This is a genomic window from Flavobacterium gelidicaeli (assembly GCF_013294005.1).
In the GTDB taxonomy this organism is placed as follows: Bacteria; Bacteroidota; Bacteroidia; order Flavobacteriales; family Flavobacteriaceae; genus Flavobacterium.
The window spans coordinates 297,930-321,617 of sequence record NZ_JABSNK010000002.1; the positions used below are offsets into that span (position 1 = coordinate 297,930).

General features: G+C 33.2%; 20 protein-coding genes. 16 read left to right on the forward strand and 4 right to left on the reverse strand.

The features are described 5' to 3' along the window. Nucleotides 1-115: 115 nt before the first annotated feature. Nucleotides 116-1,621 (reverse strand): glutamate--tRNA ligase, encoded by a 1,506-nt coding sequence (gene gltX, locus HNP99_RS04035; protein ID WP_173851537.1) that lies wholly within the window; start codon nt 1,619-1,621, stop codon nt 116-118. A gap of 156 nt (nt 1,622-1,777) precedes the next feature. Here gltX and HNP99_RS04040 point away from each other — a divergent pair, with 156 nt between their 5' ends. The 9 genes from HNP99_RS04040 (at nt 1,778) to HNP99_RS04080 (ending at nt 14,424) form a co-directional block, all read left to right on the forward strand. Beyond that, nucleotides 1,778-5,059 carry a DUF4175 family protein gene (locus HNP99_RS04040; RefSeq protein ID WP_173851539.1) on the forward strand — a complete coding sequence of 1,094 codons (3,282 nt, stop codon included), beginning with the start codon at nt 1,778-1,780 and terminating at the stop codon, nt 5,057-5,059. After that, nucleotides 5,056-5,475, forward strand: coding sequence for an rRNA maturation RNase YbeY (ybeY, locus tag HNP99_RS04045; protein WP_173851541.1), 420 nt, complete (start codon nt 5,056-5,058; stop codon nt 5,473-5,475). The genes HNP99_RS04040 and ybeY overlap by 4 nt, the downstream gene beginning before the upstream one ends. 251 nt (nt 5,476-5,726) lie before the next feature. Continuing rightward, on the forward strand, nt 5,727-7,598 hold the full coding sequence (gene mnmG, locus HNP99_RS04050; protein ID WP_173851543.1) for a tRNA uridine-5-carboxymethylaminomethyl(34) synthesis enzyme MnmG: 1,872 nt from the start codon (nt 5,727-5,729) through the stop codon (nt 7,596-7,598). 307 nt (nt 7,599-7,905) lie between these two features. After that, on the forward strand, nt 7,906-8,754 hold the full coding sequence (locus HNP99_RS04055; protein WP_173851545.1) for a class I SAM-dependent methyltransferase: 849 nt from the start codon (nt 7,906-7,908) through the stop codon (nt 8,752-8,754). A gap of 245 nt (nt 8,755-8,999) precedes the next feature. Beyond that, the gene (locus HNP99_RS04060; protein WP_173851547.1) at nt 9,000-9,581 is read left to right on the forward strand and encodes an OmpH/Skp family outer membrane protein; all 582 of its coding nucleotides are present in this window, start codon (nt 9,000-9,002) and stop codon (nt 9,579-9,581) included. A gap of 181 nt (nt 9,582-9,762) precedes the next feature. Then, the gene (locus HNP99_RS04065) at nt 9,763-12,033 is read left to right on the forward strand and encodes a helix-turn-helix domain-containing protein (protein WP_173851549.1); all 2,271 of its coding nucleotides are present in this window, start codon (nt 9,763-9,765) and stop codon (nt 12,031-12,033) included. A 17-nt stretch (nt 12,034-12,050) separates the two neighbouring features. Further along, nucleotides 12,051-12,575 carry a hypothetical protein gene (locus HNP99_RS04070; RefSeq protein ID WP_173851551.1) on the forward strand — a complete coding sequence of 175 codons (525 nt, stop codon included), beginning with the start codon at nt 12,051-12,053 and terminating at the stop codon, nt 12,573-12,575. A 122-nt stretch (nt 12,576-12,697) separates the two neighbouring features. Beyond that, nucleotides 12,698-13,102 carry an OsmC family protein gene (locus HNP99_RS04075; protein WP_173851553.1) on the forward strand — a complete coding sequence of 135 codons (405 nt, stop codon included), beginning with the start codon at nt 12,698-12,700 and terminating at the stop codon, nt 13,100-13,102. 125 nt (nt 13,103-13,227) lie between these two features. Further along, entirely contained in the window at nt 13,228-14,424 is a 1,197-nt protein-coding gene (locus HNP99_RS04080) for a multidrug effflux MFS transporter (protein ID WP_173851555.1), read from the forward strand. A gap of 143 nt (nt 14,425-14,567) precedes the next feature. On the opposite strand, the gene HNP99_RS04085 is transcribed toward HNP99_RS04080, so the two are convergent. Continuing rightward, nucleotides 14,568-15,200, reverse strand: coding sequence for an SDR family oxidoreductase (locus HNP99_RS04085; protein ID WP_173839008.1), 633 nt, complete (start codon nt 15,198-15,200; stop codon nt 14,568-14,570). A 175-nt stretch (nt 15,201-15,375) separates the two neighbouring features. Here HNP99_RS04085 and HNP99_RS04090 point away from each other — a divergent pair, with 175 nt between their 5' ends. From HNP99_RS04090 to HNP99_RS04115, 6 genes are all read left to right on the forward strand, one after another. Beyond that, nucleotides 15,376-16,311: a helix-turn-helix transcriptional regulator gene (locus HNP99_RS04090; protein ID WP_254596819.1), complete on the forward strand. Its 936-nt coding sequence runs from the start codon at nt 15,376-15,378 to the stop codon at nt 16,309-16,311. A gap of 101 nt (nt 16,312-16,412) precedes the next feature. Then, nucleotides 16,413-17,282 carry a nuclear transport factor 2 family protein gene (locus tag HNP99_RS04095; protein ID WP_173851557.1) on the forward strand — a complete coding sequence of 290 codons (870 nt, stop codon included), beginning with the start codon at nt 16,413-16,415 and terminating at the stop codon, nt 17,280-17,282. Nucleotides 17,283-17,449: 167 nt separating this feature from the next. After that, complete coding sequence (locus HNP99_RS04100; protein ID WP_173851559.1) at nt 17,450-18,013, forward strand: TetR/AcrR family transcriptional regulator; 564 nt, start codon at nt 17,450-17,452, stop codon at nt 18,011-18,013. Between the two features lie 75 nt (nt 18,014-18,088). Continuing rightward, on the forward strand, nt 18,089-18,640 hold the full coding sequence (locus HNP99_RS04105; protein ID WP_173851561.1) for a carboxymuconolactone decarboxylase family protein: 552 nt from the start codon (nt 18,089-18,091) through the stop codon (nt 18,638-18,640). 197 nt (nt 18,641-18,837) lie between these two features. After that, a complete protein-coding gene (locus tag HNP99_RS04110; RefSeq protein ID WP_173839004.1) occupies nt 18,838-19,152 on the forward strand; it encodes an EthD family reductase in 315 nt (104 codons plus the stop codon). Nucleotides 19,153-19,191: 39 nt separating this feature from the next. After that, nucleotides 19,192-19,860 (forward strand): hypothetical protein, encoded by a 669-nt coding sequence (locus HNP99_RS04115; RefSeq protein ID WP_173851563.1) that lies wholly within the window; start codon nt 19,192-19,194, stop codon nt 19,858-19,860. Between the two features lie 256 nt (nt 19,861-20,116). On the opposite strand, the gene HNP99_RS04120 is transcribed toward HNP99_RS04115, so the two are convergent. Continuing rightward, on the reverse strand, nt 20,117-21,061 hold the full coding sequence (locus tag HNP99_RS04120; RefSeq protein ID WP_173851565.1) for an HU domain-containing protein: 945 nt from the start codon (nt 21,059-21,061) through the stop codon (nt 20,117-20,119). 103 nt (nt 21,062-21,164) lie between these two features. Between HNP99_RS04120 and dprA the strand changes: the two genes are divergently transcribed. Beyond that, nucleotides 21,165-22,265: a DNA-processing protein DprA gene (gene dprA / locus HNP99_RS04125; RefSeq protein ID WP_173851567.1), complete on the forward strand. Its 1,101-nt coding sequence runs from the start codon at nt 21,165-21,167 to the stop codon at nt 22,263-22,265. A gap of 56 nt (nt 22,266-22,321) precedes the next feature. On the opposite strand, the gene trpS is transcribed toward dprA, so the two are convergent. Beyond that, nucleotides 22,322-23,299 carry a tryptophan--tRNA ligase gene (trpS, locus tag HNP99_RS04130; RefSeq protein WP_173851569.1) on the reverse strand — a complete coding sequence of 326 codons (978 nt, stop codon included), beginning with the start codon at nt 23,297-23,299 and terminating at the stop codon, nt 22,322-22,324. Between the last annotated feature and the right edge of the window lie 389 nt (nt 23,300-23,688).

Here is a 23,688-nt window from a genome sequence, read left to right on the forward strand (position 1 = left end):
ACTTTTTCTTTATTTAAGTTTAGCTTATTATCTTGTATTAAAAACGAAATTTTAAATTTCTAGTCTTTAGATTTTCTATAAAAAAAAGGCCCCTTTGTAAAGGAGCCTGATTTAATTATAATTTTTCAATTGCTTTTTTAATTCTGCTAATCGTTTCTGGTTTGCCTATGACTTCAATAATGTCAAATAGGTGAGGACCTTTTAAAGCTCCTACAAGACTAAGTCTAAAAGGCTGCATTACTTTTCCCATACCAATTTCATTTGTGGTCATCCATTCCTTTACAACAGTTTCAATATTTATTGATGTAAAATCTTCAATTCTTTCAACTATTTCTATTAGTTGCTTCATTAAAGCTGGTGTTTCTTCTTTCCAGTTTTTGCTTGCTTTAGCATCGTATTCTGTTGGTGCTTGAAAAAAGAAATCACTCATTTCCCAAAACTCTGATACAAAATGTGCTCTTTCTTTTATTAATGAAACTATCTTAACAAGATCAAATTTAGTTGCATCAATATTTTTATCTGATAGAATAGGGGAGTAGGCTTTCGCCAAATCTTCGTCTTTTTGAGTAATCAAATATTGGTGGTTGAACCATTTGTTTTTTTCTGGATCAAATTTAGCTCCTGCTTTATGGACTCTATTTAAGTCAAAAGCGGCTACTAATTCTTCTAACGAATATATTTCTTTATCGGTTCCGTCATTCCAACCTAGTAAAGCTAAGAAGTTAACAACTGCTCCTGGGAAAAATCCTTTTTCTCTGTACCCGCTAGAAACTCCTTCAGCAGTATTCCATTCTAAAGGAAATACTGGAAACCCTAATTTATCTCCGTCACGTTTAGATAGTTTTCCGTTTCCTACAGGTTTTAAAATTAAAGGTAAGTGTGCAAATTCTGGTGCTTCCCAACCAAAGGCTCTGTATAATAAAACATGCAATGGCATTGATGGCAACCATTCTTCACCACGAATAACATGTGACGTTTCCATTAGATGATCATCAACTATATTAGCTAAATGATACGTTGGCATTCCATCACTCTTAAATAAAACTTTATCATCAAGTAAGCTTGTTTCAAACTTCACATCGCCACGAATAATATCCTTTAAATGTAGTGTTTCATCAACAGGTGTTTTAAATCGAACTACATAAGCATCGCCTTTTGCAATTCTAGCAGCAGTTTCATCTGCTGTTAAAACTAAGGAAGTATCAAGTTTCTCTCTATTTGTATGATTGTAAATAAAAGTTTTACCTTGTTCTTCATCTGCTTTTCTTTGAGCGTCTAAAGCTTCTGGAGTATCAAATGCATAATATGCCCAATCAGAATTTATTAACTGATCAGCATATTCTTTGTACATGTGTTTCCTTTCGCTTTGACGATAAGGACCAAACTTTTCATTTTTTCCAATAGTTTCATCAGGGGCTATTCCTAACCATTCTAATGCTTCCATGATATAAGCTTCAGCTCCAGGTACAAAACGATTTTGATCTGTATCTTCAATTCTTAAATAGAATGTTCCGCCATTTTTTTTGGCAAATAAATAATTAAATAGGGCAGTACGTACACCGCCAATATGTAATGGTCCCGTTGGGCTTGGTGCAAAACGCACACGAACTTGCTTTGACATTTTTGTAATTTTTGATGCAAAGATACAATTTCAAATACGCATTTAGTTAACCAGATTATGAGATAATTACAACAATAATTAGATTGCTTCTTTTTAACCATTTTAGTATCATATAAATTGTTACTTTTATTGGTTATATAAAAAGAATTATAAGTTTTGGAGAGATCAAATTTTATTTATCAAAAGCTAGAAGCATTCATTAGAAAATTTTATTGGAACGAACTGATACGAGGAATCATTTTCTTTATTGGTTTAGGATTATTGTATTTTCTATTTACGCTATTTGTAGAATATTTTCTTTGGCTACAGCCAATGGCAAGGACCTTATTATTTTGGACTTTTATAATTGTTGAAGCATTCTTATTGTTGCGTTTTATACTATTCCCAGTTTTTAAATTATTTAAACTGCAAAAAGGATTGTCTTATAACGACGCTTCTAAAATTATTGGAAATCATTTTAATGATGTACAGGATACTTTGACAAACTTTTTACAGCTTTCAGCAGGTAGTGTTTCTCATGAAAAATCTGAATTGTTAGTTGCATCGATTAATCAAAAAGCAAATGCATTGCAACCAATTCCTTTTGGTAATGCAATTAATCTCAACACTAATAAAAAATATTTACCGCTAGCTATTATTCCAATTTTGCTATTTGCAGTTTTCTTTTTAACAGGAAATAAAGCAATCATCTCTCAAAGTTTAAATAGGGTAGTGCATTTTAATACCGCTTTTTCTCCGCCAGCACCTTTTTCTTTTGTGGTTTTAAATAACAATTTACAAACGGAACAGAATAAAGATTTTATTATCCGTGTAAAAACAATAGGTAATGTTGTTCCTGAAAATGTGATGATTTTTATTAATAACGAAAGTTACTTTCTAGAAAACACTATAGCTGGAGAATATCAATTTAAAATTACCAATCCGTCGAGTTCTGTCTCTTTTCATTTAGAAGCAAATAAAGTATATTCTAAAGATTACGAATTGAAAGTAGTTCAGGTTCCCGCAATAGCTGACTTTGAAATGTTGTTGAATTTCCCATCTTATTTACATCGAAAATCTGAGATTATTAAGGGTACAGGTAATGCAGTTATTCCTGAAGGAACTCGTGTAACTTGGAAAATTAAGACTCAAGCAACTCAAAATGTGGTTTGGTCTAGTGATCATAATGATTCAAAGTTCAATAAATCAGAAAATAGCTTTGTATTGAACAAAAATGTATTTCAAAACACAGATTATCAAATTATTACGTCTAATTATAAGGTAAAAAATTATGAAAAGCTCAATTATCAGCTAACAGTGATCAAGGATCAGTTTCCTTCTATACAAGTAAGCACCGCGCCTGATAGTTTAAAGGTAGATAAATCGTTTGTGCTAGGTCAAATTGCTGATGATTATGGAATATCAAAATTGCAAATTGTATATTATCCAAAGTCAAAACCTAATAGTGTTAAACGTGGAACAATTAATAGTGGATCAGGAAGTGTAGCACAATTTGTATTTTCTTTTCCAAGTAATCTTTCAATTGAGCAAGGAGTAGTTTATGATTACTACTTTGAGGTTTTTGATAATGACGTATTGCATAGTTTTAAAAGTACTAAGTCAACGGTTTTTTCAAGTCGTATTTTGACAGATACTGAAAAGCAAGATGAAATTTTGCAAGAACAAAATGATAACATTAAGGGTTTAGAAAACTCTTTGAATAAACAAAACAAGCAAATAGCTGAATTAGATAAACTTCAAAAATCAGGTAAAGAAAAAGATAAATTTGAGTTTAAAGAACAACAGGAAGTTAAGGATTTTATTAAACGTCAAAAACAACAAGATGATTTAATGAAACAATTCTCTGATAAGATGAAAGAGAATTTAGATCAATTTAAATCGGACAAGAATGATGTATTGAAAGAGTCTTTGCAAAAAAGATTAGATAATGCCAATAAAGATTTAGAAGAAAATAATAGACTTTTAGAGGAGTTAAAGGATCTTAATGATAAGATAAAGAATGATGAATTACTTACTAAATTAGACAAGTTCAAACAGAATAGTAAAAACCAAGTCAAAAATTTAAAGCAGTTAGTAGAGCTTACTAAAAAGTATTACGTAGAAAAGAAAGCAGAACAAATTGCAGATAAATTGAACATGCTAGGAGACAAGCAAGATAAATTAGCAGAGTCTGCTGATAAGAATGCTGTTGAAAAACAAGCGGAAATAAATAAAGAATTTGATAAAATTCAAGAAGAATTAAAAGATTTAAAAAAGGATAATGAGGAATTAAAAGCACCTGTTGATTTACCTAATGATACTGAAAAAGAAAAAAGCATTGATGATGATTTAAAGAATGCAGTTGAGGAATTACAAAAAGACAATAAAAGTAAAGCTAAACCAAAGCAAAAGAATGCTGCTAAAAGCATGAAGTCCATGTCTTCAAAAATGTCTCAAAGTCTAGCCGAAGGTTCAAAAGAGCAAATGGAAGAGGATGTAAAAATGCTCCGTCAAGTGCTAGATAATTTACTAGCCTTTTCTATGTCACAAGAGGAGTTGATGAATCAGTTTAAAAATATTAAATCTGGTTCAGCTGCAGTTAGTAAAAACATTAAATGGCAACAAGATTTAAAACAACAGTTCAAACATATTGATGATAGTTTGTTTGCCATGTCACTACGCAATCCTCAAATAGCAGAACAAGTCACTAAGGAAATAGGTAATATGCAATATAACATTGACAAGTCTCTAGACAGTTTTACTGAAACACAATTTAGTAAAGGGCTTTCATACCAACAATACACTATTGCTGCAGCCAATAAATTAGGTGATTTTCTAAGTAATGTGCTAAGTAATCTACAATCCTCATTATCTAATCCAGGATCAGGGAAACCAAAACCTGGTGAAGGATCAGGTATGCAATTACCGGATATAATTAAAAGACAAGAAAGTTTAGGTGATAAAATTAAAAAAGGAATGGAGTCTGGTAAAGACCCCGGAGATAAAAACCCTGGTAATAGTAAAGACGGTAATGGGGGAGAAGATGGTGAAGGAAATGCTAAAGCAATACTTGAAATTTATAAGCAACAACAACAACTAAGAGAGTCCTTAGAAAATGAATTAAAAAAACAAGGATTATCCAGAGAAGGTTTAAACGCTTTAGAGCAAATGAAACAGTTAGAAAAGCAATTATTAAATAAAGGTTTTAAAAACGAAACATTACAAAAAGCCGTTAATATCAAGCAAGAATTATTAAAATTAGAGACTGCAATTAAAGAACAAGGTGAAGATAATAAAAGACAATCTGAGAGTAACAAGAAACAGTTTACTAATGATTCTAAACCATTGCCTAAGGCTTTGTTAGATTATTTAAATAGCATAGAGATTTTAAACAGACAATCATTACCTTTGCGCTCCAATTTTGACCAAAAGGTTCAAGAATATTTTAATAAAAAATGATCAATTTTAATTACGAAAACGAGTTTAATTTAGATAATGAAACTGCTATTGCAGATTGGTTGTCTCAGGTTATTATCTCAGAAAATAAAAAAGAAGGGGAGATAAATTATATCTTTTGCGATGATGAGTATTTACATAAAATCAATTTAGAATACTTAGACCATGATACACTAACTGATGTTATTAGTTTTGATTACACAATGGGTAATGAAATTAGCGGTGATTGTTTTGTATCTGTAGAACGTGTTGCTGATAATGCTATTGATTTCAAAGTAACTTTTGAAGAAGAGTTAAAACGTGTTTTAGTTCACGGAATGTTACATTATTGTGGCTACAAAGACAAAGGAGAAGAAGACGAACGTTTAATGCGTTCTAAAGAAGATGAGAAGTTAGCTATGTTCCACGTGAAACATTAAACAACTTTTGATTAAACCTATGTTCCACGTGAAACATTTAAACTGTTTTTTTTGTAGATCAATATTGTTCCACGTGAAACAATTATTCAGTTTAATTTTTGATGTATTAAATGTTTCACGTGGAACATTTTAATTTTTTAGAATCAATCTAAAAGTTCCACGTGGAACAAGTAAATAGTAAATTTGGGAAGCAAATTTACGAATAGAATTTAATACTATTCCCAACGAAGTTGGGTTAATTTATACAGAAAATGTTTCAAGAAGAATACGATGTTATTGTAGTTGGTGCTGGACACGCAGGTTCTGAAGCTGCTGCTTCAGCCGCAAATTTAGGTTCAAGAACACTATTGGTTACAATGAGTTTGCAGAACATTGCGCAAATGTCTTGTAACCCTGCTATGGGTGGAATTGCAAAAGGGCAAATTGTTCGTGAGATTGATGCGCTTGGTGGGTACTCAGGAATTGTTTCAGACCGTACGGCAATTCAATTTAAAATGTTGAATAAATCAAAAGGTCCTGCAATGTGGTCTCCAAGAGTTCAAAGTGATCGCATGCGTTTTGCTGAAGAATGGAGGTTGATGTTAGAAGGTACTCCTAATTTGGATTTTTATCAAGAGATGGTTCAAGGACTAATTATTGAAGATGGAAAAGTAAAAGGAGTGCGTACTTCTCTAGGGATTGAGATCAAAGGAAAATCTGTTGTATTGACAAACGGTACTTTTTTAAATGGTGTTATTCATGTTGGGGACAAACAATTTGGTGGAGGTAGAGCTGGTGAAAGTGCTGCTTATGGAATTACCGAAGATTTGATTAATGCCGGATTTGAATCTGGTAGAATGAAAACAGGTACACCTCCTCGTGTTGATGGACGTTCTTTGGATTTTACAAAAATGAATGAAGAAAAAGGAGATGCAAAGCCAGATAAGTTTTCTTATTCTGATATGACTAGTCCGTTGGTTCATCAAAGGTCTTGTCACATGACGTACACTTCTCTTGATGTTCATGATATTTTGAGAGAAGGTTTTGATCGTTCTCCAATGTTCAACGGTCGTATTAAAAGTCTTGGGCCAAGATATTGTCCGTCTATAGAAGATAAGATAAATCGTTTTGCTGATAAAGAAAGACACCAGCTATTTATTGAACCTGAAGGTTGGAAAACTTGTGAGGTTTATGTAAATGGTTTTTCAACTTCACTTCCAGCCGATATTCAATTCAAAGCAATGCGTGCTGTTGCTGGTTTTGAAAAAGTGCAATTCTTACGTCCAGGCTATGCAATCGAATATGATTACTTTCCGCCTACACAACTAAAACATACTTTAGAAACAAAGCTTGTTGAGGGATTGTATTTTGCTGGTCAAATTAATGGAACTACTGGTTATGAAGAAGCCGCTTCTCAGGGATTGATGGCGGGAATTAATGCACATTTAAAAGTACATGAAAAAGTTCCTTTAATTTTAAAACGAGACGAAGCGTATATTGGTGTTTTAATTGATGACTTAATTACTAAAGGAACAGAAGAGCCTTATAGAATGTTTACTTCTCGTGCTGAATATAGAACGTTGTTGCGTCAAGATAATGCCGACTTTAGATTAACACCTATGGGTTATGAAATTGGTTTGGCTTCTGAAGCGCGATTGCGCCGTATGGAACACAAATTAAAAGAGTCTGAAAAAATGGTTTCTTTTTTTAGAGAATCTAGTGTTACTATGGCTGAAGCAAATCCAATTTTAGAATCAAAAGGTACAGCCTTGATTTCGCAAGGTGATAAGATGTTTAAAATTTTCTCTCGTCCTCAAATTGAATTAGAAGATGTAATGAAATTCGAGAAAGTTAAAACCTATATCGAAGAGAATGATGTCGATCAAGAAATTCTTGAACAAGCAGAAATTCAAGTTAAATATTCTGGTTATATTGAAAAGGAAAGAAATAATGCAGATAAATTGAAACGTTTAGAAGATGTGAAAATTCCAGATGATTTTGATTACCATAAAATTAAATCAATGTCAATTGAGGCAAAACAAAAACTTACAAAGATTCGTCCTGTAACTATATCACAGGCGTCAAGAATAAGTGGGGTATCTCCAAGTGATATTTCGGTTTTATTGATTTATATGGGTAGGTAAATATTGATTTAGTTTTTCTGGTATTGGTAAACAGTTATACCGCGTTATAAAAGTTGAAATCAATTCTTAAACAATTTCAATAGGAGTAATGAAATTATCGTAATACAGAATTAATAACTGATACAGTATTCTGAATAAAATACTGAATTAAAAAATTCGAATAGTTAAAATTGTTCCACGTGAAACTATTGGCTAAAGCTTAGCTATAACTGGATAGTTTAGGAAATAAAATAATACAACCCTGAAAATGCAATTGTATTTTTGGGGTTTGGTATAAAAAGTATAAATAAATTATATAATTCAATTAATGGATATTGCCAATAAAAAACACTTCCTTACTGTAAAGGATCATTCTGTTTCTAAAGAAATTTTCGAATTGTACTACGACGAAGAATTGGATATGTTAATCACATCTCCACAACCAAGTTTAGCGACTTTAGGGAAATATTATGAAAGTCCAGATTATATTTCGCATACAGATTCTAAACGTTCGTTATTTGAAAAAGCGTATCACTTTGTAAAAAATATTGCTTTAAAAAATAAACTGAATCTGATTAATTCATTGCAGCCTCAAAAAGGTAGCATTTTAGACATTGGCGCAGGGACCGGCGATTTTTTATCTGTGGCAAAACAAAATGGCTGGAAAACGGTAGGAGTGGAACCAAGTGAAAAAGCAAAACAAATTGCCAGCAGTAAAGGTGTTTCATTTGTAGAGAAAACATCTGAGTTAGGAAATCATTCTTTTGATGTAATTAGTATGTGGCATGTTTTAGAACATGTTCCTAATTTAGATGAACAAATAAAAGAACTAAAAAGATTGTTGAAACCTGATGGATCTTTAATTATTGCAGTTCCCAATTTTAAATCTTTCGATGCACAACATTACAAAACATTTTGGGCAGCTTATGATGTGCCCATTCACTTTTGGCATTTTTCTAAAAAGGCAATAAAAATGCTTTTCGAAAAAGAGGGAATGGAATTAGAAAAAGTACTTCCTATGAAATTTGATTCTTTTTATGTGAGTTTACTTTCTGAAAAATACCAATCAGGAAAAATGAATTACATAAAAGCATTTTTTATTGGATTGCAGTCCAATTTAAAAGCAAAACGAAATTTAGAGTATTCATCACACATTTATGTGCTTAAAAATAGGTAAAAATGATTTTAAGGTGGTTTTAAAGCTTGATTTTAGTTTTAAACATGTCTTAGGTGTCCTTTTTTTCTAAAATCGCGCTAAGAAGAGCTGTTGATGTCGGTTTTAATAAGCTGAAATTATCTAAATTTTAATAACAATAGTAAAATCTAATAGTATAAAAAATAGGGAAATTCTAAAGTTTTTTAGGATACGAGCTATTTTTTTATATTTTTGTCTAAACACTTTAAATTACAAAATAAACCAAAATGAAAAAAGTATTATTAATTATCGCAATCTCTATTTCAGTTGTTGCTTGTAACAAAACTGCAGATGTTAAAGAAGTAAAAACTGCTTATGTAGATACTTCGGTATTAATGAAAGAATACACAGAAGCAAAAGATCTTGAAGCAAAATATAAAGGACAGTCGGAAGAAAAAGGAAGACAACTAGAAGCAGAAATTAATCGCTTTAAACAAGACGCTGCTAATTTTCAAAAACAAGCACAAGCTAACGGTCAAGAGTGGGCTCAAAAACAAGGAGCTGAATTGCAAAAAAGAGAGCAACAATTGAGCTATGCACAACAAGCTTTATCTCAACAATTGCAACAAGAGAGTGGAGCAGAAATGGATACTTTAGTTTCTGGAGTAAAAAAATTCATCAAAGCTTACGGTAAAGAAAAAGGATACGCTTACATCTACGGTACAGGAGATGCAGCTTCAGTTTTATATGCTGAGGAAAAATACGATATCACTAAAGAAATCGTAAAAGCATTAAACGATAAATACAAATCTACAGCTACTGCTAAAACAGAAGAAAAAGTAGAAGAGAAAGAAGAGGCAAAAAAATAATTTTTGTTTTTTTATAATGTAAATAACCTTCATTCTATTGCTAGAATGGAGGTTTTTTTTTGGTTAAATAAAGCCTTAGTAACTGTGTGAGTTTAAAAAAACTTACTTTTACTTCTATTTTTAATAAGGAAAGCACTTTTTACGTGTTTCAACCTAATTTCAGTTTTAATTTACACGCCTAATGCAAACAATATCCGAAGCCGCTGCTTATACTTTACAGTTTATCAATCAAACCCAACGATCCGTTTTTTTAACTGGTAAGGCAGGGACTGGTAAAACAACACTATTGCGTGAAATTATTGCAACAACACATAAAAACACAGTTGTTGTGGCTCCTACAGGTATTGCAGCGTTAAATGCGGGCGGTGTAACAATACATTCCATGTTTCAATTGCCTTTTGGTGGTTTCATTCCTGCTTTCAATGTGGACTCACAGTTTACAGATACCGTCAAATTTGAATCTAAAGATACGTTGCGCAGGCATTTTAAAATGAGCGGATTAAAAAAATCAGTAATACGCAACATGGAGCTACTTGTAATTGATGAAGTGAGTATGTTGCGCGCTGATTTATTGGACGCTATGGATTACATGATGCAAACTGTCCGTAAAAAAGCAACACCGTTTGGAGGTGTACAAGTTTTATATATAGGAGATTTACTACAGTTACCACCAGTAATTCGGGATGAAGAATGGCGTACACTGCGTAATTATTACAAAGGTAAATTCTTTTTCCACTCTCACGCTGTACAATTGAGTCCGCCATTGTATATTGAATTATCGCAAATTTATCGTCAAACAGACACCGAATTCATTTCGGTTTTAAATAATTTAAGAAACAACCAAATCACTGCTGCTGATGTTGCGGCTTTGAATAAATATGTAAAACCCAACTTTGATCTTAAGGAAAACAAAGGATATATTACTTTAACAACCCATAATGCTAAGGCTGATGCTATGAACGCTCAAGCGCTAGAAGATCTAAAAGGGGAGTTAATTACTTATAAACCAGATATTGTAGGTGATTTTCCAGAAAAAATTTACCCAATTGAGGAACGCTTGCAGCTTAAAATAGGCGCACAGGTAATGTTCGTTAAGAATGATTTGTCTTTCGAAAAAAATTACTTTAACGGAAAAATGGGAATTATCAAGTCCCTAGGCATGCAGGAAATCACTGTTTATTTTCCTGAAGAAGACAAAACTATTGAGGTTGATCGATACGAATGGCAAAACATTCGTTATAAAATTGATCCTACCACAAAGGAAATAGAGGAGGAGGTTTTAGGAACTTTTGTGCACTATCCTATAAAATTAGCTTGGGCAATTACTGTGCATAAAAGCCAAGGGTTAACTTTTGACAAAGCAGCGATTGATGTTTCGCAGGTTTTTATGCCTGGACAAGCATATGTTGCATTATCACGTTTACGTTCATTAGAAGGCCTTATTTTACTATCTCCGTTGCGAATGAACGGAATTTCTAATGATCAAGATGTCATGGATTATGCTTTGAATAAAGCAACGGATGAGTTATTGAAAAATTCTTTGCATTTTGAAACTAAGAATTTTATCCATAACTATTTGATTAACAGTTTTGATTGGGCTGATCTAGCTCAAGAATGGCGTAACCATAAGTACAGCTACGGCGATATGTCTGAAAATTCAACTAAATCTAAACATGCTAATTGGGCTACAAAGCAAATGGAAGCTATAGATGCCCTTTTGGACCCATCCAAAAAATTCATTCTGCAACTCAACAAAATGTTCCATAATGAAACGGTTGATTTGATACATGTTTCTGAGAGAATTCAAGCTGCATTTGACTATTTCTTAAAACCTATGGACGAGTTGGTTTTTGAAATTCTCTGGAAAATTGAAGAGGTAAAACGCGTTAAAAAAGGGAAAGCATTTTATGATGAATTAATGGTTTTAGAAGAGTTACAATCCAAAGCTATTTTGAGGTTGATGAAAGCAAAATTACTGATAGAAACTGTTGTGGCTGGCGAAACTATTTCTAAAGAGAAACTAACCTCTGATGAAATTAAGAAATACATTAGTAGAAAAACCGAGGCGATTCAAAGTCAGTTCAAAGATACCCATGTGACTTTGATTGAGGATGAAGCCGATGCTACACGTTATACCTCTAAAAAATCAACTAAAAAAGCACCAAAAAAATCTACAGTTGAGGAAACATACGAACTTTGGGTAGCCAAAAATTCCATACAAGACATTGCTACTTTAAGGAAATTAACTGTCGCAACCATCGAGAGTCACTTGGTTAAACTCATCCAAGCCAAAAAAGTTAAAGTGCAAGACATTCTCCCACAAGATAAAATCCAAGAATTAACTGAAGCTTTCAAACATTATAAAGAAGAATCCTTGAACGGAATGAAAGAACAACTTGGAGATAAATACAGTTGGGACGAATTACGCATGTTTAAAGCAAGTTTGAATTAAATTTAAAAATAATCACTATGAAAAAGCTAGTATTGACATTAATGATTCTGTTTTTCATCTTTTCCTGCAAAGAAAAAACAGAAAATACTCCTTCAGCTACTTTAGAAAATAAAGTAAAAAGTACTTCTGATAAAGTAGATTTAGAAACTACGGTAAAGAATCAAAAAACGGACTCACCAAAATTGGATAGTATAAGTTCGATTATTGATCATTATATCTGTTACAAAGATGATAAAGTGGCCTCAAGAATGATATGGATAAGCTTTACAGATAAAGAGGATGCAATCCAAATTAAATACAAAGGTCAAAAAGCGCCTATAGATTTGATTTTTATTAAAGAAGAATTCATTAAAGGTGGTTCGTATCCTACAATTATAAAATACTATTCTGAAAAAATAGGTTCAGAGATAAACGGAGAATATAAACTAACTCACTCAGGAAATTGGGATTATGTGGAATATACCAGAGGCAAAGATGATAAAAAGTTTAACTTTACAATTGACTTTGAATCTAATCCTTATGGTAAAATAGCTTGCTTCTAGTATTGTTTTTGCAGTATAGTTAAAGTGTTAGAAATCAATAATTTTCATTGGTGAATATAGTCTTCATAGATATAAATCACTGCGTTTATATAAGGCATCGCTAAAACTAAAACCAATCATTTATGAACTATTCAGTAAATGCAAGCATTTCCGCAATTAAAGATGCAGAGATACATATCAAGGATTCAGAGATTAGTTTTGGTATTTCTCCTGATGCCGAGGCTAGTTTACCTAATCCAGCCGAAATCTTTCTTGGGTCCTTGTCTGCTTGTATTCTTAAAAATGTAGCGCGATTTTCAGTAATGATGAAATTCGAGTACACAAAAGCAGAACTTACGATAAAGGCCGTCCGTCTTGATAAACCACCACGAATGGACGAAATTCAATATGAATTAGTGGTTTACAGTCAAGACGAAAGCTTAAATATTGATTTGCTACAAAAGAATATTGAAAAGTTTGGAACCATATACAACACAGTCAAATTGTGCTGCTCAATAAGTGGTACCGTTAAAAAAATAACTGAGTAGTTATGGATTCGGTTTAGTACTACTTGTGATTTCAAAGGAGTATTGGTACTTAAAAAAACAAAGTTATACTCTTTGGAATAGTAGGAAACCATGCTGAAACCATTTCAATACTGTATTTTTGCCAGATGCAAAATAATATCCGCACTTCCCAATTTGAGTTTGTCGCATTAATGGCTTCTTTAATGTCAGTAGTAGCATTAGCAATCGATGCTTTGTTACCCGCACTAGATATCATAGGTGTGAGTATAGGAACCACAGATGTAGTTGATAATCAATTACTCATCACAATGATTTTTTTAGGATTAGGTTTTGGTCCCTTATTATTTGGTCCTTTGTCTGATAGTATTGGGCGTAAACCAGTTGTTTATATGGGATTTGCGTTATTCATTGGAGCAAGTTTTATTTGTGTTAACGCGCCAAGTCTAGAAGTTATGGTGTTAGGGCGTATTCTTCAAGGTATGGGACTTTCGGCACCTAGAACCATAAGTATTGCCATCATTAGAGATCAATTTAGTGGTGATTATATGGCAAGAATAATGTCATTTGTTACCGTAGTTTTTATCTTGATTCCCGTAATAGCGCCAGCTTTAGGTAAATTTGTTTTAGACTATTACAACTGGCATGGCATTTTTTATATTCAAGTACTCATTAGTCTTTTGGTTTCACTGTGGTTCTGGAGACGCCAACCAGAAACGTTATCGATAACCAACAAAAAAGAATTTTCGTTGCAAGGATTTATAAGTGAGTTCAAAGAACTTTTCAAATTTAAAAAAACAATAGGCTATACCGTAATCTCAGGTTTTGTAACGGGATCATTCATGGTTTACTTAAGTAGTTCACAGCAAATTTTTGAAACGCAGTATCAATTAAAGGATGAATTTCCGCTTATTTTTGCGGGTTTAGCTATTGCAATTGGAGCGGCTGTATTTTCTAATGGTGTACTAGTGATCAAGTACGGAATGGAAAAATTAATCACTACTGCCTTAATTAGTTTCTTTGCCGTTTCAGCGATTTATGTGGGGCTGTTTTTCAATGAACCCAATCCTGATATCCGTATTTTAATCTTATTTTTTGGTTTACAGTTTTTTAGCATAGGATTTCTCTTTGGTAATGTTCGCGCAATGGCCATGGAACCAGTTGGTCATATTGCAGGAACTGCTGCTGCTGTGACGGGTTGTATTTCTACTATAATGGCTGTGCCTGTGAGTATATTTATTGGTCGTTTTATAGATACTACAGCTTTACCCTTATTTATAGGGTTTTCTGTTTGCTCTGCCTTAGCATTAATACTACTTTTTTATTTAAAAAAAGAAAAAGCATAATCGTTATAAAGTGGCAACGCAAATGTGCTTAACACTCTAAAATCTTTAAATTAAAAAACCGAAAGTACGCTATATCTTAGCATGCTTTCGGTTTCTTGTTTGAATTAATAACGGTATTCTTAATGAATTGTAAACTCTAATTTTTATTTCACTTGTGACAATGCTTCTGTGATACTTTGCTGTCCTTTAATAATTTCAAAGGAAGCATTTGTTGCTGTATTACTTTCTAGCGCTTGCACTAAGGTTTGTGCTACATCAGCACGACTAATTTCTCCTCTTTTATTTAATTTTGGAGCCAATTCTATTTTTGCAACTTGCGCTTCGTTTGTCAATGTTCCAGGTCTAACAATACTGTATTCTAATCCGCTCGTTTTTAAATATTCATCGGCATTGTGTTTTGCCTTTAAGTATTCAACTAATTGCGTTGCTTCTTCAGGTTTGTCTGCTCCCATCGAACTAAGCATTACAAATTTTTTTACATTTGCTTTCTTTGAAGCATCAATCATTTTCTTCGCGCCTTCCTGATCAACACCTATTACGTCTTTACCACCTGATCCAGCGGCAAATATTACTCTATCAATAGTACTGCTAAATGCAGCGTCGACGTTATTTGTTAAATCTCCTAATACAGTCTCAATATTTTGATTCTTAAAAAAGGTTTGTTGCTCTTCTTTTCTAACCATTGCAATTGGGTTAAAATTTTCAGATTTATGTAAAAGGGCTACTATTTGTTTTCCGGTGGTGCCGTTTGCACCTGCTACTAATATATTTTCCATATTCTAAAATTACAATAAATGTTGCAATCAAGCTTGTTGCAATTCATCGTTTAACGCTATTTTAATACATTTTAACAGTCCTTAAGAAACGATTTAGTGAATTATGTTGTCTACTGTGCTTAATATTAAAATAACGCTTCTTGCGCTCGATTTTAATTTGCACTAAGTATATTGTATGTTTGCTTCAATTATTAAAGGATATATTCTTTACAATTATATAGCGACTAGAAAAGGGAACATGGGTAATGAAACAATAGTAAAATACGATTTTAAAGAAGGTTTGCCTCATGAGTTTGAAGTTCTTGATATGACCCAACTGTATGGTGAATTCAAAACAGAGCTCACCATACCACATCGTGCAGAATTTTATCAAGTGCTCTGGTTTCAAGAAGGAGCAGTGCTACATTATGTAGATTTTAAACCCATCACAATTTTACCTGATACTTTCGTTTTTATAGCCAAAAACAGTGTACAACATTTTGATACTACCTATACCGCCGTAGGGAAAGTGATTCTTTTTACAGATCGGTTTTTTTGTAAAGAGGCGTCAGATATTCAGTTTTTAAAAAGCAGTATACTCTTTAACGACTTGTTTGAGACGGCTCATCTCTCGTTGACTGATAACACAATGCTTTTTAAAAATAGTGTAGCTGTTTTAGAAAATGAAAGTAGGCACGATAATGATGAGTACCAAGCTTCTATTTTGCGTAATTATTTAAGAAGTTTGCTCATGCTCTTAGAACGTGAACGTCGTAAAAGTGATTTTATAGAAGTTAAAAAAGGAGCCGACTTAGATTTGGTTATGCAATTTAAGGAATTGTTAGAGATGCAATTTAACCATAATAAGTTAGTGGTGAATTATGCAAACCAAATGCACATCACAAAAAAAAGACTAAATACAGCTACTTCAAAAATCTTGGGATCGACCCCAAAGAAAATTATTGACGATCGTATTATGCTTGAAGCTAAGCGTCTATTGGCACATTCTAGCGAGTCTGTAAAAGAAATTAGCTATAGTCTAGGCTTTGACGAACCTACTAACTTCGTGAAATATTTTCGCAAGCACCATTTAAGTACTCCAATTGAATTTAGAGAAAGTTTCTTGCACTAATTTTATTTTGGCACAAATTTACCATTGAAAGTGCTTTTTGTATCCTTTTATTTTTTGATTACCGTCGCACCTTTGCATCATCAATTTATAACAATAAAAAAATGAACAAAGTAATAGTAAGCGCAGCATTAATTCTTGGCTTAGGTCTAACGACTTCGTACAGCCAAACAGCTAAAAAATCAAAAATTAAAAAAGAAAACAGCATGGAAATTTCAAATAAACAAAAAGTAGTCGCCTTATTGAAAAGCATCGAAACAGGAGCTCACGAACCTGCTTCTTACATAAATCCTGATAAATACATTCAACACAATCTAGGCGTAGCAGATGGAGTAGCTGGTTTTGGCGCACTTTTACAAATGGTACCTGCTAATTCAGCTAAAGTAAATACAGTTCGTGCCTTTGAAGATGGTGATTTTATTTTCACACAAACAGATTATAATTTCTTTGGACCAAAAATAGGTTTTGATATTTTTAGATTCGAAAACGGAAAAATCGTCGAACATTGGGATAACTTACAAGAAACTCCAGCGGCCGCAAACCCAAGCGGACATTCAATGATTGATGGTGCAACTGAACTTAAAGATTTTGATAAAACAGAACAAAATAAAGCATTAGTAAAGAATTTCGTTTCAGATATTTTAGTTAATGGTAAAATGGAAAAGTTAGCAGGGTACTTTAATGGTGATGATTATATCCAACACAATCCTAACATACCTGACCAATTATCAGGTTTAGGTGGTGCGTTAGGAGCATTAGCACAACAAGGTATTTTTATGAAATACGATACAATTCATAGAGTTATAGGTCAAGGTAATTTTGTACTAGTTGTTAGTGAAGGTCACTTTGGCACAGACCATAATGCCTTCTATGATTTGTTTAGAGTAGAGAATGGCAAAATTGCTGAACACTGGGATGTTGTAGAGAAGATTGCAGCTCAAGACACATGGAAAAATACGAACGGTAAGTTTTAATTTTCATCAGCTTGCTTAACTTGCAGGTTATATAATTTGTAAACCAAAATTTTAGAAAGCGGCTTGAAACGTACTCAAGCCGCTTTTTTATATTATAATGTTAAAGATTGTTAATTGTTTTTTTATTTCAAAGCATCTGCTTAGTTTTGTACCGTATTAAAATAGTAATGGCAAGAAGCAAACAATATAACGAACAAGAAGTATTAGAAAAAGCAATGGCTGTGTTCTGGCGCAATGGGTATGAAAACACCTCAGTTCGTATGTTAGAGAAGGAAATGGGAATCAACCAATTTTCGATTTATGCTAGTTTTGGTAGCAAGCAAGGGCTTTTTTTAGAAAGTTTAAAATGCTATAAAAGCAAAGTAAGCTGCATGTTTGATAAGTTTAAAAACGGCACAAACGGAATCGAAGACATCAAAGATTTTTTCTATGATTCGGTTCAAGTTCCAATCGAGATAGGGGATTACAAAGGATGTTTCCTGACCAATACTTATAACGAATTTTCAGAAGCAGAAGACCAAATCATTAATACACAAATGGTAGAATTTATGGGTGGCATCAAGCAGTTATTCATAGAAAAAATTCGAACTGATAAAAGTAAAGACGAACAAACGGTATTGAAGCAAGCGAATTATTTGCTACTAGCAAAGCACGGACTTGCCGCAGCATCAAGAGTCAACGATAAACAAGAAATAGAAGATTATATTGAATTAACGTTCAAAAACCTCTAGCTTTTTTTTGTGCTATTTCTAAGCAAATGCTTAGAAATATAATATTAAAATAACAACAATTTAAAAATTACAATTATGACAACTTTAAAAATTCACTCTATCGAGTCTGCTCCAGAAGAAAGCAAAGCATTATTACAAGATTCTCAAAAAGCATACGGAATGATTCCAGGATTACACGGTGTATTAGCTGCATCTCCAAGCGCTTTAAAAGGATACCAAGTTTTACATGAATTATTTGTAGCTTCGTCTTTTAACAACGATGAGTTAACAGTAGTTTGGCAAGCAATCAACGTAGAGCACGCCTGTCATTACTGCGTTCCAGCACACACAGGAATCGCTCACATGATGAAAGTAGACAACGATATTATCGAGTCTTTACGTAACGAAACTCCATTAGCTGATGCTAAATTAGAAGCTTTACGTACCTTTACATTAAGCATGGTTCGCAACCGTGGAAACGTTTCTGAAGATGAATTAAATGCATTTTATGCTGCAGGATACGGGGAACAACAAGTACTAGATATCATCTTAGGTTTATCTCAAAAAGTGATTAGTAACTATACAAATCACATTGCAAATACGCCTGTTGACGCTGGATTCCAAAAATTTGCTTGGTCAAAAAAATAATTCGTCACTAGATAGATTTCCATAAAACCTTATTTTAATTATTTGGGCAGCTATTCCGCCTTCCGTTCCCGCTTTTTTTACTGCGCTACGCTACATAAAAAAGAGCTCCACTCAAGTCGGGCTGCGGGAATACGTAACAGGAGAAAGTTCTAGTAATTAAAATAAGGTTTTTTTTATAACTTTAAATAAAAAATACCATGATAAAAGTAAGCGTAATGTACCCTAGCGGTGCTGACACAACATTTGACTTAGATTACTATAAAAATTCTCACCTTCCTATGATTAGTGAATCTCTAGGAGACGCCTTAAAAGGAATGGAATTAACAGTAGGTTTAGCAGGAAGAGCTCCTGGAGAGCCAGCTCCTTTTGCAGTGATCGTAGATTTAAAATTTGATACTATGGAATCTTTTCAAGCATCATTTTTCCCGCACGCTGAGAAATTTGCTGCAGATATTCCTAATTATACTAATGTAAAAGGGGACTTACAAATTAGTGAAATCGTGAATTTGTAAGCAGTATAGCTTTCTATTTCACAAGTTAAAAGCAACAGTATGAAAGTAGAAACAATTAGTATTGAAGACCTAGTAAACCACAGTATTCAAAAAATATTTAGAACAAATACCAGCACGCCTGGTTATGTACTCTTTGATTTTGGTTCACAAATTAAAAGCGCTCAATTTAGAGCCGTTATGATAGGTTTAAAACAAGGTTTGGCAACATTTATTAAAGAACGATATAACAAGCAGCTCGATTATCAATGGCTGGGAAGGTTCGATCAACAAGTAAATACGGCCTATCATTTAGACAATGCTTCTGAACAATCGATACTAATGCTGGGTTATGAACCAAGCCAAATTAAAAGTGAGATGTTCTTAGCTGATTATGATAGTTACTTTCGCAGTAAAAAAAAGGGAGTAGAAGAGGAGGGAACGCTATACGAACCTATAATTCAAGAGTCAGACGATGAGATTTTACCTTTCAGTATAAAGCTGGATCCATTCGATAATAACAATTATAGATTGCTTGTAATCAATAATAGCAATTCAAGAAGCAATCGAGAAATGCTAGGACTGTACCACAAAGCAAGGATTATCAAACCCGATTTAACTAAGAGTAGAGTAGTCAATTCTATGATGCTTAACCTGATCCCAAGGAATGAAAAATTAAAGAACGTAATTGATGAAGAGAATTTTATTAATACCACTTTAGTAAGTAAATAAGCAACATCAATGCATATAACAAAGGCGATTTAGAAAGTTCTAAATCGCCTTTGCTGTTTTAGTAGTTTTTTAAGTCATTTTAGAGAAGATTTCGATTATAACTATAACTAATATAACTTTCAATAATTTATTAAAATAAAGCACTTAAATAAGCTTATTAAACGCAACTGACGCAAGTATAAAAACACTGTTAAATTAAAAACCTCCAAGAGCAAATTAATGCCATTGGAGGTTTTTATATAGTATTCGATTTAAATTAAAGCGCTTCAATTAAAACCCAAGCTTCTGGGTTTTTACTTTCATGAATTTCACGTTTTGCTTTTTCAGCTTCTGCTAGTGTAGCATAACTTCCATAAACTACTGGATACAAACCATGTTTATTTACAGTTAGTAAACGGGCTTTGAAACCTTCGTTTGATAATTTTTTATAAATCTTTTCAGCATTTTTTTGGTCTCTAAAAGCACCAGCTACTACGTGGTATGGTAACTTTCCTTCTTTGATAGAAAGTGTTACAGCAGGCATAGGATTTTTGATAAAAAAAGTAGCTTCTTGAATCTTAGTTTCAACTTGTTTTTGAACAGCCGATTCTACTAAAACAGTTTCAGTTGCAATTTGGTTTTGATAAAGCGGATAGCCTATGCTTCCTGTCAAGCCTAAACCTAATACAAAAATAGCTGCGTATTTTAAGTAAGAACGACTTGAAGTTGCTTCTTCCTCTTCAGTTTCCAGAGTGATTGGTGCTCTTTCAACAATTGCTTCTATTTTTTGTTCAAATAATTCTCTTTTAACTACCGGAGAAACAAAAGAGGCTAAACCAAACGAACTTGATAAGTAATTAGTTTGTTCAGATGGTTTAAATACCAAATTACTGTCGGCATTAAGACGTAAAGTTCCTATGTTGTTTAAAACTAAAACTTCATTACTTTCTAATGCTTTTTTCCATTTTACTACTTGGTATTCTATAGCATTTACAGCATAGTTGTACGATTTGTTTTCGCTAGACGCAATGTGGTTAGCTAATAATCCATCGTTATTTTTTAAATTGGTATTGAAAGAAATCATTTTTTTTGGTGGAAAAAATGAATTTGCGCTTTCAACCCACTGTGCTGACTGTGTTTCTGTAAGGAATGCACCAAAACCAGGAACGGTAACACATTGATAACGATATAAAAGCTGAGATATATAAGAGTCGATGTTCATAGTTACAAAGTTAGGCAATGAAAATAGTTATCAAAATTTTATTCACAATTTTTATTAACAATTCCCATAAATTATGTATATATTTCAGCACCAATAATTTAACATGACTGAACAAGATTTATTTTATTTACTAGCATTACAAAGAGTAGAGGGTGTAGGAGACATAATAGCCAAAAAATTGTTGACGCATTGTGGTAATGCCGAGGCTGTTTTTAAAACTAAAACCTCCCAACTTGCTGCCATTGATGGCGTAGGCGCTGCATTACTTAAAAACTTAAAAGACCAAACGGTTTTTGATAAAGCCACTAAAGAATTAGAATTCATAGCTGCTGATAATATAAAAGTTTCTTTTTTTCTAGATGAGAATTATCCAGATCGCTTGAAACATTGTATTGATGGACCAGTTTTACTGTTCTCTTCCGGAAACATCAATTTAAAAAACCGAAAAATAATTAGTATTGTCGGTACACGGCAAATCACGTCTTACGGAACTGACTTCTGCCGAAAGCTTATTGAGGACTTATCACCACTTGACCCCATAATTGTAAGCGGATTTGCCTATGGTGTAGATATTGTGGCCCATCAATTAGCGATGGAATATAAATTGCAAACGATAGGTGTAGTGGCACATGGTTTGAACCAAATTTATCCTAAAACACATAAAAAATATGTGGCTAGAGTAGAGGAGAACGGCGGTTTTATGACTGAGTTTTGGAGCACGTCGAATCCAGATAAAGAAAATTTTGTGCGTAGAAACCGCATCGTTGCTGGAATGAGTGAAGCAACTATTGTCATAGAGTCAGCTGACCGTGGCGGATCACTCATTACAGCAAACATGGCAAATGATTACAACCGTGATGTATTTGCGGTGCCTGGTCGTACCTCTGATAAGTACAGTCAAGGTTGCAATAACTTAATCAAAACTCAAAAAGCAAATTTACTCACCAGCGCTGCGGATGTTGTGTATATCTTAAATTGGGATATTGAGAAAAAAGTAAAACCGGTCCAAAAACAATTGTTTGTCACGCTAGATGATGATGAACAAAAAATATATGATTACCTATTGAAAACGGGAAAAGAATTAATGGATATTATTGCATTGCACTGTGATTTTCCTATTTACAGGATTTCAGGAATACTACTCAATATGGAATTGAAAGGCGTTGTAAGGCCGCTGCCAGGGAAATTGTTTGAGGCGATATAAAAAATCCCCTTTCTATTCGAAAACAGAAAGGGGATTATTATAATTTTAAATACTATTTAAAGCGCCTCAAAACCTAGTTTCCCTCTTACTTTTGCAAGAACACCATCAGCAACTAACGATGCTTTTTTAGCACCTATTTTTAATAAAACGTCTACTTCAGGAAGGTTGTTAATATAATAATTGTATTTCTCTCTTTCGGTTTTAAAGGTTTCGCAAATTAATTCAAACAAAGCTTGTTTAGCGTGACCGTATCCGTAGTTTCCGCCTTCATAATTCGCACGCATCGCTGCTAACTGCTCTTCATTTGCCATCAATGAATAAATGGCAAAAGCATTGCAAGTATCTGGGTTTTTTGGGTCTTCTAGTGGCGTACTATCTGTTTCTATAGACATCACTTGCTTGCGCAATGCTTTATCATCAAGAAATATATTAATCAAATTATTGGCTGACTTACTCATTTTTCCACCATTTGTTCCCGGAATCAACATGCCGTCTTCTTGAATCTTAGCTTCAGGAATAACAAACGTTTCACCCATTTGGTGATTGAAACGAGATGCAACATCGCGAGTAATTTCTAAATGCTGTAATTGGTCTTTTCCCACCGGAACTACCTCTGCATCATACAATAAAATATCCGCTGCCATTAACATTGGATAACTAAATAAACCTGCGTTTACATCCTCTAAACGGTCTGCTTTGTCTTTAAAGGAATGTGCTAATGTCAAGCGTTGAAATGGAAAAAAGCAACTCAAATACCAAGATAATTCGGCTGTTTGTGGCACATCTGACTGGCGGTAAAAAACGACTTTATTAACATTTAATCCACAAGCAAGCCAAGCTGCGGCAGTGCTGTAGGTATTTGTTCTTAAAGTTTCTCCGTTTTTTATTTGAGTAATCGAATGTAAATCAGCTATAAATAGAAATGATTCATTTTTAGGATCATTTGATAATTTAATCGCTGGAATAATTGCTCCCAATAAGTTTCCTAGATGAGGTGTTCCTGTACTTTGAACACCAGTAAGTATTTTTGCCATTATGATTTTTTTCTTATGCGCAAAGTTCGCCAAATTTTTTTCTATTTTAGAGGTAAATTTTGAAAACTTACGCAAACATTAGCTGAAATTGAATGCAAAGAATTTGCTTAGGGCTATTATGACTCTGCACAACTAGCAGCCTCAATTTGTAAATCGTTGTACAAACTATTTTAAATTAATTTTATGGCTTTCCGTTTTGGGCAGTAAAAAAAGAGTACACAGATTTTGGAGATTTCAGTAGATCATTTATAAATATTCTGCGAAAATTTGTGAAATGTGATCGCCTTTCTAATTAGAAATCTTGTAGCGGATAGTCGTTTTATTTTAATCTAAAATAAAGCAAGCGAATTGCCTCTCATTATGTCGTAACACAGAAATTTGCTACAAAT